The sequence below is a fragment of the Bacillus cereus group sp. BfR-BA-01331 genome, assembly GCF_022663915.1.
GTDB classification, from domain to species: Bacteria; Bacillota; Bacilli; order Bacillales; family Bacillaceae_G; genus Bacillus_A; species Bacillus_A mycoides.
The window spans coordinates 1-11,840 of record NZ_JAKUGJ010000051.1 but is presented as its reverse complement, the minus strand read 5'-3'; the positions used below and the strand labels follow the sequence as shown (position 1 = coordinate 11,840).

Genomic DNA, 11,840 nt, shown 5'->3' with positions numbered 1-11,840 from the left:
CATTTGAATTTGGAAAATGTCACTGTCCGTAATACCTAAAACATTCTTTTCTTCTTTAAATGAACGCCATGTTTCTATTTTTATGGATTTTTTAGTTTTGTCCTTTAGCGTATACACATGTATATAATATTCTTCTTCTTTCTTTTTCATATAATAACCCCTAACATCTGTATAGTGTTGTAATAATTAAATAAATAAGTATGTAAAAATTACATACTTAAGAGTTGTATTCCAAAGAAAATCCCTTAACAAGTATAATACAATTATTCTTTCTCCTCAAAAAATAAATCTAACTTTAATTATAGCGTATTCAAGTTTGTAGCCAAGAAATATACTGTTGATTCAGGAGAAAAGAACATAAAAAAACAGGTAATTGTGTGTATGTCACAATCACCTGTTTTTTACTTATATCTACTCTTTATTTTTGTAAAATCTCATTAACCTCTTCTACACTAATTCCAGCAGCTTCCGCAGCATTTTCTATAGATATCCCTACTTTAATCATGTTTTTGACTAGTTGTTTTTTAACTTTTTCCTTTGCTTTTTCTTCTGCTGTTTCTATTTCAGATATTCTGTCTTTAATCGCCTTTTCTTTTGCCTCATAGTAACGCAGAAAACCCTTATTATTTCTTAAACGTTCCCAATCTTCTATTTCTTGTTTGAAAATAGATTCTTTTCCCATTACAATCTCCCCTGAAATTTTTGTTACCTTCTCATGTTCCTCACAATACTACTTACTTTTTAAAATTTCATTAACCTCTTCCACACTTAAATCAGCAGCTTTCGCAATTTGTTCTATAGGCAACCCCATTTTAATCAAATTGTGAATTATCTCTATCTTAGTTGTAATTCTAGTCTCATCTTCGGCTTTTTTTGCAGCTTTTTCTTCTGCCGTTTCTATTTCAGATATTCTATCTTTTATTGCCTTTTCTCTCGCCTCATATAAGCGTAAAAAATCCTTATCGCTACTTAGACGCTCCCAATCCTCTATTGCCTTTTTCAAAACTGGATCTTTTTCCATTGCGATTCCCTCCAGGATTGTTGTTAATTTCTCATTTTCATATGCAGGAAATAATAATAACCAACGTGCTAGTATATCCTCCCATGGATCCACTCGTTCTTCTTTCCATTCTTGCATTACTTTCGGAATTTCAAGAAAGTGCAACTGCATATTTTCGGTAATGATACGCTTGGATTTTCTGTTCATCACCGTATTAATATTATGAAAGTCTTTCTCTTCTGGAAACAGAATGAAATCTACTATATTAATACAGATTGTTGGTCTTAATTCCGTGTACTTCATTCCTTGAGTCATTTGAGAATAATACATACCTGACCAATAAAATAAAGAACGTTCTATCATGTCTTTCTTGTCTCGAACTTGAATCTCTATATTAATTTTTATACCATTATTTAGCGTAGCTCGCAAATCTAAAATAGACAATTTATCGTCCTTTTGCTCTCTTGGAAGATGCGGATCATCAAAATGTAAAGAAGTGATTTCTTCATCTATAGATGATTGTAATACCGCATTTAGAAAACCAATTAATATTTCTTCGTTTCCTTCTACTCCAAACAAACGCTTAAAAGCAAAGTCAATTCGTAAATTCACTAGATTCTTTTTTACATATACACTCATATTTTCCCTCTACCTTTCTACTTTTAAACATTTTATTTAAAGGCATAAAAAAAGATAGAATTACAATTCTATCTTTTTTCCCTTCTATTCACCTCACCAAATATGGCTACTAGTTGTTTAATATATATGAAATATCCTCTTCACACATATTTGTCGCATTTGCAATCGTCGTAATAGAAACCCCTTCATTATAAAATCTATGAATTAGTTCCATTCTTTCTTGTTCCCTAGCTTTTTTGTCAACGTCCATTAATTGTTGCATAAGATCCATATACTTAATACACACCTTTCATTATATATATAATTCCCTAACTAGTATTTTACGAATTATTAGATGGTACGAAAAACTGGCTTGTAAGAAGCTTGCATTGCCTCATCCAAACCTTTTCCTTGTGCTGGATTCCATGCAGCAATCGTCACATTATAGCCCTCTTTCTTTAATTCTGTCGCAAAAGCAATTAAGGCCGCTCTTACTTTCTCGTTCTCTACTAAATCTGCGTCAAATGCTAAATACACATTCTCTACACCCATGTCTTTTAATACAGGCATAGCAATTCGCCATGCATTTACACCTGGAATTGCAAGTACTGTTGTCCCTACTTTAGATATCTCCTCTTTGTTCAGCCTTTGAGGAATTAAATCAGCAACCAAATCAGCTTTCATAGGACCTTCTGTAATCATTACTGATTTTGTTTGATGTAATGTACCCGAATTCCAATGTTTCAAGTGAGAGCTTGGTACCGCTACATGTACAGGAAGTGGATGTTCACTACCACCTGCACCAGTTCCATGATTTTTATTTGCTGATGAGAGCCACAAGTATTTTTGACCTTTATGAATCTTTACAACAATTCTTCCCTCTTGAAATGGAATTTCTACTTTTTTGCTCACTTCTAGTTCGCCTTCGAAGATACAATCACCATTCTTAGTTACCTTTACAACATTAGGTTGTTCAATTAATTCCGCTTGAACTCCAGTAGGTGCAGATTTCACATGAACTGAGTTTTTCACTTCATCCACACGAACCTGCCATCCAACAATTTGATTATACTGGTTTCGAAAAGGAATCAATATACCAGGGGAGCCTGCCATTAAACGAAGCGAAAGTGTACCTTTTTTCATTTCATAAAAGCCTGGCACGCCCTGCCAACAATCTTTCTTCCCAATCTGTTTGAATAACTGCTCCCAAACGGTTGTATACGTATTATCCTCTTCTAACACAATTTGTTGTTTTAAGAAGGAACGATATTGACGTACTTGTATTTGTTCCTCGTTCATTTTTCTATCTCTTAATAAATGTGCATGATGATTCTCTTGCAATGGTATAAAATCAATTAACTTACGATTAAACACATCTAATTTCTCATTGCTTTTCTTATCATGAACCTGAACTTCATCCACTTCAGGCAATTGATACTTATTTTTTCCATTTATGTAGTGAATGTAGCTTGGATTGCTCGTATTTTTCCCATAGACCCATTTGCTTTCTACACGGGTACATGCTACTTTCTCTTGCGAGGCATGCAGCATGCAATTGCCTGTATCATGACAAATTGGACAAGGGACACGATAAAACTCCCACCAGCTACCTCTTGGATAAGCACTTGTTAAACGAAACTGTCCTTTTTGTATGTTATAGTTCATTTTGTCCCACTCCTTGTATACTGTTTATTATATATGGAACTGTTACTTCCATTAAACTCTTTATTCTTCTATTTAGATGTTCTCTTTGTTCTCCTAACGGATATACAAAAGAATGTGTGTCACAAACTAAATAATCGCTTCTATCTTCTTGATCTAACAAAGCTGATTCTACATATGCTTCAAATGCTCTAGCGAACATCTCATGATTCGTAGACCAATATTTTTTGGTTCTCTTCTTATCTAACTTAATGGCTGTATCAAAGTATACAGACCCTTTCGCTTGATAAGATATTTCATCAAGTTTTTCGCCTGCTTTTTTATAATGATAAGCGGCCAACATTTGTGCAGTTCGCTCAAATTCCTTTTCAGTTTTACGTTCCATACGCGTTTTTGCTGCTCCTGACAAAGTATCAAGTTTCCTGTACAAACTTGCATGGTGTGATTCTAAAATATTTGAAACATTGCCTTTAAATACATCATAACTATCGATAACACCACCATAGAAATACCACTTTCTACTGTAGGCATTTTCCACGTTTATTACTCTGGCCACTTTTCCTTGTTTACAAGCATCTAGCACAGCTTGCATCCTTTCCTTGATAATAGCAGGCAAGATATTCCCGACACTCTTCCCACTTGATAGGAAAGCAAAGCTACCGTTTTGAAAATCATGACTACAATCATACAAGAAATGATCCAATGCATGGCTCCATTCATGACACAATGCTCCAACTCCATTATCACGAGTTAAATTAATTACTTTGGTAGAAGGTTCATAATGTGCTAATGCATTGCCGCTTCCTCTCGCACCAATCGCAAGTCCTAAGCGTCCTCCTAGCCCTATATATTCAGGTGGAATCCCCAATATACGAGCTAAATCATGTAACGCTTCAGATACATGCCCAATATGCTCTTTTGCATATTGTTCGGTGCAATAATGCCCAAATTGCATTCCTTTTAACCCAAACATAGCAACTACGTCTTCAGGTTTGGTAGCAAGTTCTACTCCTGGTCCTTTTCTTTGCAGGGTATCTGGCAGTTTCCTACTCCAAGCAGCTGCGGATTTCTTACGAGTCGTAACCTTTTTCGTAAGTAAATCATTCCATGTTAGTTCATGTGATACACGATGATACGTAGAATTAATACTTTTAGAATTTGTACAAAGTGATATGAATTTCTTTCCTAATACTAATAACTCCATACCATCTGCATCAACAAACTCATCAAAATATTCTTCCACCATTCTTTTAAATGTGTATGTGACACTCTTATTTTTTCTAAATGCAGACCAACCGTTGCTCATTTCCATACCATAAGAAACAACAAGATCTACCCATTGTTCTGAGGTATGTACTGACTGTATATCATTCCATATTCTTCTACATGCTTGAACATACAATTTCCTTGCAGTCGGTGTATCTACAATTGGCTTCTTATTTATCCTACCTACCAGTAGTTGCTTTAACTTTGCAATATGTGGCGGAACATCGGTTTCTTTTTCTTGTTCAAAAGAAAATGGAATCAGTACATTTCGATCTAAAGTATTTAGCGCCTCTGTCGCAGATTCTTTTTCAATTTCTGCTAATATCTCTAATGAAAAAGATACTAAAAATGATTCTTTTAAAGCACGTATTTCCTTTTTAGCTCCCACTAATTTCTCACCGACATCATAACTGTATCGATTGCGAACTTGTTTATCTGTTCTCACATCTTGTACCATTACGTTTTCTCCTACCTCTAAATCAAACATTTCAAATAAATTCATACTCTAATCCTCCTCATTAAAATAAAAAGACAGAAATTCATAGTAATTTTTCACTACGGATTTCTGTCATTCCCTCTGTCTGCATACTTCCATATGGTTTTGTAAATCATTCATTACGATACACTTACGCCTGTTAAAGAGAATAAATCCTCTTTTGTTGGATTAAGTGATTGTAACCAGCTATCTACCTTTAGAAAGTTTACTTTTTTTAATTGTTCGCCTTTCTCCGCACGCTTAACCACTTCTAAACATCCATGATGATGAACAAGCATTGTAAGATCATCTTTCTTAAAAATACAATCTACATCTGAAGACTTTACATGATGGCTATGCAGAATCGGTTTCCACTTCTTAAGTGAATACCCTTCAACATCTAAAAAACCACGGATTGCAGTAAAGCGAAAACTCGCCCCTCTAAAACATCTCTCCAATAAAAAAAGGAAATCTCGTATACATCCATTGAAATAGACATGATACAAATAGATTTCCCCTGCTTGTTTTGCCTCTTGTTGCGACAAATTTGATGGTTTAATTGAAAACTGATAACTATCCCGTTCCCAAAATGCTCCTTCTTTTGTAACTTTCATTCGTAATGCACGCAAGCTCGGAATAAGATCATCTGGATGTGCAGAACAAAATAAAGATACTTCATAACTCATTTTCATTAAAAATCCCCCTAAATAATAATTTTGCCCGATATGATAATGGGTTAATTCAACAAACTTGAAAACAACACAAAAAGGGCTTCTTCAAGTCGATTAATAATGTGCATAGCAAAATAAGCTATATATACACTAATCGGCTCAAAGAAGCCCTTTCAAAATTGAAACAAGACGCAACTTGCTTCTACAACTCAACCACAACACAAAAAGGTGTGGGAATAAACGGAATCAATTAAACAATAACTATAATTTTATATTAATGAATTCATACCAGAATTTCAACAATTTTATGTTTCATCAAGATATTCCGCTCATTTCTTTTGCATTTTTTTCAAATGCTGTGTAATAAAAGTATCCTACACGAGATATTGAGTCGTATCTCATTCGTCATTTTAAAAAAGAGGGACAATAAAATGACCCTCTTTTTTGTTTCTTTCTCATAAAAATTTATTTATTTTTTTGGTTTTGAAATCACTAAATATAAAACTGTATATAGTATCGTTCCCACTATTACTATTAATAGGGAAATAAAAACATCTGAAATCAGGTTGAACCACTCTTTATTTTGAACATATTTGATAATATCTTTGTAAAATATTAGGTTCATAAAGAAAAACATTGGTATACCCCAAAATAAAAAATTTATTTTATATTCTTTTTTAAAGTTTGATAGATTCACTTTTAAACCTCCTTTCAATTTAAATATTATTATATTAAATTAAAACACTGTTTAATAGTTTATTTACCATAACAAGAAAAAGAGACCTAAGTCTCTTACATTATTTTAATGCTAACCATTCATAACTAGACCAATCTTTAGGCTGTCTGTCATACTTGATACGACCAGTTGTACAAAAAGAGGCAATCATCCATTGAATAAGGTTCATTTTTGCATATGGATCAATACAATCTTCTAACTTTTTCAGCTGATAGCCTGTACTATTTTTTTGCCAAATCACATACAGACGAAAATGTGTAGTAGTAACGAGTCTAGCCTTTGTTGTAACCTGCCACTTTGCAATTTTCGTTAAATCTTCTTTTACCTTTCTTTCGTACTCTTGTTTTACTACTTTGTAACTCTTCTCTTTATTGATTAATCCATTAGAGAATTCAAAAGGCATTTGATGCACCTCATAGACAGTTCCTTCTTCATCTCCTAATATGTTTGATTCTACTAGAAATATATTTTTTAGTTTTAACTGTTCCGTTAATTCTTTTCCTCTTTGATAAAATGGCTTTTTCATCTTCTGCAACAAGACAACCTGTACAATTAGTCCGATAAGTAACGGATACGCTAGTACAAACACCATATTAATGAACATGTTCAAAATTAAAATTCCTACAAGCGCAAATATAGTGAAGTAAATATATGTTTCTCTTTGATGAATGATTCTACTGTTCAAGCCAAGATACCTCCGTTTTGATATATAGTGAAAGCAACATAAACAAGTGCTCCTAATAAAATAGAACAAGCCCCTGGAAAGCTCTGTATTAGCTGTATTTCTTTCTTTGGTAGTTTCGCACCAAATATAGAGGCAGCATGCTCTAATTGGTCTTTAATAGCTCCCACAAACCCTAAAATCTTAATTAATCGATACACACTGGAAATCCAAAAAAATAGTAAATGGAAAGCTGTTAATGTAATAGCGGTAAGCATAGCCGATTCTTCTACTACGTTGCTAACATATAAAGCTACCACCACAAGCATTTTCGTATCACCGGGTGAAGAGAATTTAAACGTCTCTAGCAATAAACCACATGCTAAGGCCATGACTAGTACAATCGCAATCTCTTTTCCTGTTCGTATCCCATCAAAATACGTGATTCCTATACCCACAATTAAGAATAGTAGATGCCACATATTTTTCGTTTTTCTATACTTCAAATCAGTAATTACATTCAGGATCATATACCCTATCAGTATTCCCATTACATATATGCTCATGTTTTCTCTCTCCTTATTTCATTCATGTTTAGATGACTTATTAAGGTCCACTTACTAAAGACCAAGTGACCGTAGAAGTATAAGCAGCTTGCCTATTCTTCCCTACATAGGTTGTCCCTGGATCTAGCTGCAGTTCGAATGCATGTTGACCAAAATCTATTTGATATTCTCCAATCGCTACATCTTTTGGAGCCTGGATAATGGTATGTGCTGCCCCATTATCAATAGGCGTATTCGGAATATGTACAGATGGCTTCCCTGTTCCTGGACCTTTTACTTTTGTTACACTCCCTTGATTTTTCAAGTACAGAGAACCCTTTGGCAATTGTTTTGATATGTTCGACTCTGTAAATGGTGATATAGTAACATTCAATCTCCAACCATCCGCTTGATTCCGACTATCATGCATCATGATTTTCCCTAGCGTACCAAATGAATTTTGTTTTTCTCCATTTAATTGGATCGGACTGAATTCCACACTTTTTGGTACAGTGAGCATGTCTACATGCCCTTTTTGTGTGGTAGAAACATGCTTTGTTGCACTTTTATTTCCAGCTTTATCTACTGTTCGGATATGTACATATTGCGGCTTAGAATAATCCGTCGGAAACTGAATGCTAGTCTGACTTGTAAACTGAATACCACTTACATTATCAAGTGATATATCCGGTTTATCATTTACTACATATTCATATCCCTTTACGCCACTTGTTACAGTTGCAGGAACCTCCTTAGAAAAGTCTGAAGCGCCATTCCTACCAACTCCGCGAATTTTATAATGATAGATACTCCCTTCATCTTTCGCGGAATCAAATGTTATTTTTGTTTCCTTTAGCTCTCTATTTTCTATTTGAAAACCTTCAGGTGCAGTTGGTACAGCTTGATCCCTTGCTTCTTTATCTACATAGTCAGAAAGTCTACCTTTATATATTTGCTGATTCCCTCGGTATACTTCTGCTTCTGATGCATATCCCACTTTTAATTCATCCACATATGTAATTCCTTCTGAATACGCAAGCATATAAAACGTTACGCCTCGTTGCTCAGTAATATAAAAAGGATTATTTGCAACTTGGGTATTCATACTAAATGTAGACCATCCATTTATGTCTTTATTAGAATCATCCTTTGTGACCGTACGATTATTTGGTAATTGGATAGGTGCTGCCCATTTTCTTGCTTTTAAGCGTTCTCCTTGTTTAATCGAATTCGCAATGGGAGCGTTTAAAATTAATTTCCCCTGTCCAGAACCATCCTGATAAGGAATTACTTTATCTACCATCGGAGAATCTTGATACACATCTTTGTTTACATCCGAAGTTATATGTTTTCTATCCCTTGGTATGTTGGTGCCTGGTTCTCTTTCTGGAAACAAGGAGATATTACTAATTTCTAATTCTTTCGAACCGCTCGGCACATCTTTTAAAACAGTAGCGTTGTAGTAATCAAACTCTCTCCCCGTTTCCCAACTTCCATCCCCATAAAAGCTAATCTTTCCTACTCCTTGTGACTTTGCTTTAAAGGTAGCGGAAATATAAGCATTATTAGGGACGTTTAACCTTTTAAAAACAGCGATAGAATCTGTTCTAACCGTATAGGGATATAAGACTCGATTCCCTCCTAATTTTGTATCAAATACTTTGTATCCGCTGGTATCTGCACCATTTGGATAATAGACTTCTGATTGTAAACTTTGATTCCCATTCCCATAAAATTCTCCCCAACCATTCATTAAATTGACATCTTTAGGGTTATTAAAATCAATTTTCCATAGTACATCTTGATCTAAGATATCAATTGCCCATTCCAATTTGACCTCATTCTCTTTTCCACTTGCAGTGAGAGTTGGAATACCATTCTGCTGTTTTTCTACTTGATCAGCTAATATAGAATTATCTTTTGAATCAAGAAATAGGTATGAAGCACTTAAAAGCATGATTGAAGTGAAAAGCTTCCCCCATTTCACCGTTGTCCCCTCCTTTCGTTTTTTATGCTCTCTAAGAGGCTTTCTTTTCCTCTTGCTGTTTTGCATGCTTCTTTCTCCACCATACAAATACAAATATTGAAATGATTACTATAACAACACCAGCCACTATCATATATGTTTGATTAGAAAACGTCGGTAATACCTTTACTGCACCAGTTTGTTCCGCGTACTCTGTCACATTAGAAGCAGTTATCTGGAATTCTTCTGTATATGTTTTGGGTACACCATTCTCTTTTATTGTGACTTTTAGCATATACTTTCCATCTTTGTATTCTTTCGCTTTCCATGGAATAGCCAATCCTACCTTGGATTTCGGGGCAACATTGAACGCTGGGATATTCCCATGAAATAGAACGTTATCCTTAGATAAAACTTCATAGTAAACTGCCACATCCCTCACTATATTTGCATTTGTATTTTGAATAAGTGCATGTACTTGCGGTTGTGTTGGATATGATTCAATCGCTGTGCCATTTAACTTCAAAGATGAGTTATTAACTGAATTTTCAGTCTTATCTGCATTCAATTGTATCGCCACCGCATATTCGATACGGTTATGTACAGAGAAGTTCAGTCCATCTTTTTCAAGATCCTGCGATTTTGTATCTTGTGCTAATTGAAATAATAATCCGCCCAAAAATACTCCATCTTGATTAGGTATCGTTACATGTATCTCTACGGTTTTCGTTTGATTTCCTTCTAAAGTAACAGTAGAAGGAGCTTGCACATACTGATCCATATAAAAATCTGTATCCATTAACGTACTTTGTGAAACCTCACGATTTGGCACATACATAATACCACCATTTGTAGAGGTGAGAGCATTGGCCACCTTTATATTCACTTTAATTGGGGTATTAGCTTTATTGTGTATATCCAATTTCACTGTTTGGTTCTGTTTCTTTTTCACCTGCAAATTAAAATAGTTTTTGATATCGCCTAATTGATTATCTGGAACATGAATGTTTACATCAAATGGTAGACTATCTTGTTTTTCTTCTGCATAAACAAGCTGAAAAGGTTTTAGGCATAAGCTCAAAGCGAACACAATACCCACCAATATACTAATAGAAATTTTATACGCATAACTTTTCATATTGCACCTTCTTTCTATATACAGAAGAGAAGCATATCTATAATATGTATCTCTTCTGCACTATAATTTCTAATCAGGGTCCTGTTACAATCGAATAAGTAAGTTTCGACTCATATGAGGTAGCACCAGCCTTATTCTCTACATATGTACTATGTGGATTTAAGGTTAACGCCATAGACTTATCATTAAAACTCACGTTATACTTTCCCATACCCTCATCTTTTTTCGCACTTAAAATTGTCACCTGGTTATCGGTGTCAATTATAAAATTTGTTGATTTAAACTCCGGATTGGGTGAACTCGTCCCTCCTACTTTCGTAATAGCAGCACCGCCATTATTCAATACTAAAGAGCCCTTTGGAAGTGTTCGATTTGATTTGGTATCACCATTTACCTTAAATTGATCTGCTTTTACATTAATTCTCCAGCCATCTCCTGAACCCGTCGCATCTGTCACTGTTAGTACACCAGGATTGGCATTTGTCACTTGTGTTTCTCCACTTAGTGTCATCGCATTAAAATTACTAACTGGTGTGACAGCAACATTATGTTCGCCACCAGTTATACTTTGAGTTAGCTTTGTCTCCGCTGTTGTCGCCGCACTTGCAGGTGTACCCAATAGTGACATGCCAAGAGCTACTGTTACTAAAGTAGGAATCATTACTTTACCAAATTTCATCATAATACCTCCTAATTTTATTTTATAGAAGGAGCCACACGATACGTGACTCCCCTTATGTGCGAACCTAAAAAGTTTAATTTAGTTCCAAGAATCTACATCTGCATTTTTTGATGCTTTTGTGAATCGTGCTAGAATCGTATCATAACCACCTTGGATTGCTTTCCATACAAATGGTCCAATGACTAGTACAATAATTACCGCTAACGCGATTAGCATACCGTTTTCTGATGATAACTGTGAATCTTCGTTTTTTAACCAATTTTTCGCTTTTACTAACATTTTATTTTTGCCCCTTTATATATCGATTTTAGGAAACTACTAGGATAAGAATTTACCTAATTAAAATTTTATTACTTGTTCCAAGAATCCACATTTGCATTGCTTGATGCTTTTGTGAATCGAGCTAGAATTGTGTCATAT

Annotated in this window: 13 protein-coding genes; all 13 read right to left on the bottom strand. The window is 34.6% G+C overall.

Annotated elements, in window-relative coordinates; genetic code table 11:
- Positions 1-418 precede the first annotated feature (418 nt).
- The gene (locus tag MR155_RS29805) at positions 419-682 is read right to left on the bottom strand and encodes a hypothetical protein (RefSeq protein ID WP_242311956.1); all 264 of its coding nucleotides are present in this window, start codon (positions 680-682) and stop codon (positions 419-421) included.
- Positions 683-730: 48 nt separating this feature from the next.
- Complete coding sequence (locus tag MR155_RS29800) at positions 731-1,639, bottom strand: Rpn family recombination-promoting nuclease/putative transposase (RefSeq protein ID WP_242311954.1); 909 nt, start codon at positions 1,637-1,639, stop codon at positions 731-733.
- Between the two features lie 109 nt (positions 1,640-1,748).
- Positions 1,749-1,910 (bottom strand): hypothetical protein, encoded by a 162-nt coding sequence (locus tag MR155_RS29795; protein WP_242311952.1) that lies wholly within the window; start codon positions 1,908-1,910, stop codon positions 1,749-1,751.
- 59 nt (positions 1,911-1,969) lie between these two features.
- Positions 1,970-3,283, bottom strand: coding sequence for a DUF3854 domain-containing protein (locus tag MR155_RS29790; RefSeq protein ID WP_242311951.1), 1,314 nt, complete (start codon positions 3,281-3,283; stop codon positions 1,970-1,972).
- Positions 3,273-5,048 (bottom strand): LPD1 domain-containing protein, encoded by a 1,776-nt coding sequence (locus tag MR155_RS29785; RefSeq protein ID WP_242311950.1) that lies wholly within the window; start codon positions 5,046-5,048, stop codon positions 3,273-3,275. Before MR155_RS29785 ends, MR155_RS29790 begins: the two co-directional genes overlap by 11 nt.
- Positions 5,049-5,161: 113 nt before the next feature.
- Complete coding sequence (locus tag MR155_RS29780; protein ID WP_242311949.1) at positions 5,162-5,713, bottom strand: hypothetical protein; 552 nt, start codon at positions 5,711-5,713, stop codon at positions 5,162-5,164.
- Positions 5,714-6,161: 448 nt separating this feature from the next.
- Positions 6,162-6,389 carry a hypothetical protein gene (locus tag MR155_RS29775; RefSeq protein ID WP_002139707.1) on the bottom strand — a complete coding sequence of 76 codons (228 nt, stop codon included), beginning with the start codon at positions 6,387-6,389 and terminating at the stop codon, positions 6,162-6,164.
- Positions 6,390-6,489: 100 nt separating this feature from the next.
- Positions 6,490-7,113 carry a hypothetical protein gene (locus MR155_RS29770; protein ID WP_242311948.1) on the bottom strand — a complete coding sequence of 208 codons (624 nt, stop codon included), beginning with the start codon at positions 7,111-7,113 and terminating at the stop codon, positions 6,490-6,492.
- The gene (locus MR155_RS29765) at positions 7,110-7,655 is read right to left on the bottom strand and encodes a hypothetical protein (RefSeq protein ID WP_242311947.1); all 546 of its coding nucleotides are present in this window, start codon (positions 7,653-7,655) and stop codon (positions 7,110-7,112) included. Before MR155_RS29765 ends, MR155_RS29770 begins: the two co-directional genes overlap by 4 nt.
- 40 nt (positions 7,656-7,695) lie before the next feature.
- Complete coding sequence (locus tag MR155_RS29760) at positions 7,696-9,621, bottom strand: WxL domain-containing protein (RefSeq protein WP_242311946.1); 1,926 nt, start codon at positions 9,619-9,621, stop codon at positions 7,696-7,698.
- A 31-nt stretch (positions 9,622-9,652) separates the two neighbouring features.
- On the bottom strand, positions 9,653-10,738 hold the full coding sequence (locus MR155_RS29755; RefSeq protein WP_242311945.1) for a WxLIP family cell surface protein: 1,086 nt from the start codon (positions 10,736-10,738) through the stop codon (positions 9,653-9,655).
- Between the two features lie 73 nt (positions 10,739-10,811).
- Positions 10,812-11,417, bottom strand: a complete 606-nt coding sequence (locus MR155_RS29750; RefSeq protein WP_242311943.1) for a WxL domain-containing protein — start codon at positions 11,415-11,417, stop codon at positions 10,812-10,814.
- An 81-nt stretch (positions 11,418-11,498) separates the two neighbouring features.
- Positions 11,499-11,699, bottom strand: a complete 201-nt coding sequence (locus MR155_RS29745) for a hypothetical protein (protein WP_016102691.1) — start codon at positions 11,697-11,699, stop codon at positions 11,499-11,501.
- Positions 11,700-11,840 lie beyond the last annotated feature (141 nt).

Coding starts and splice junctions, on each gene's coding strand:
- MR155_RS29755 (WP_242311945.1), bottom strand. CDS start 10,738: ATGAAAAGTTATGCGTATAAAATTTCTATTAGTATATTGGTGGGTATT.
- MR155_RS29750 (WP_242311943.1), bottom strand. CDS start 11,417: ATGAAATTTGGTAAAGTAATGATTCCTACTTTAGTAACAGTAGCTCTT.
- MR155_RS29805 (WP_242311956.1), bottom strand. CDS start 682: ATGGGAAAAGAATCTATTTTCAAACAAGAAATAGAAGATTGGGAACGT.
- MR155_RS29800 (WP_242311954.1), bottom strand. CDS start 1,639: ATGAGTGTATATGTAAAAAAGAATCTAGTGAATTTACGAATTGACTTT.
- MR155_RS29780 (WP_242311949.1), bottom strand. CDS start 5,713: ATGAAAATGAGTTATGAAGTATCTTTATTTTGTTCTGCACATCCAGAT.
- MR155_RS29790 (WP_242311951.1), bottom strand. CDS start 3,283: ATGAACTATAACATACAAAAAGGACAGTTTCGTTTAACAAGTGCTTAT.
- MR155_RS29765 (WP_242311947.1), bottom strand. CDS start 7,655: ATGAGCATATATGTAATGGGAATACTGATAGGGTATATGATCCTGAAT.
- MR155_RS29795 (WP_242311952.1), bottom strand. CDS start 1,910: ATGGATCTTATGCAACAATTAATGGACGTTGACAAAAAAGCTAGGGAA.
- MR155_RS29785 (WP_242311950.1), bottom strand. CDS start 5,048: ATGAATTTATTTGAAATGTTTGATTTAGAGGTAGGAGAAAACGTAATG.
- MR155_RS29745 (WP_016102691.1), bottom strand. CDS start 11,699: ATGTTAGTAAAAGCGAAAAATTGGTTAAAAAACGAAGATTCACAGTTA.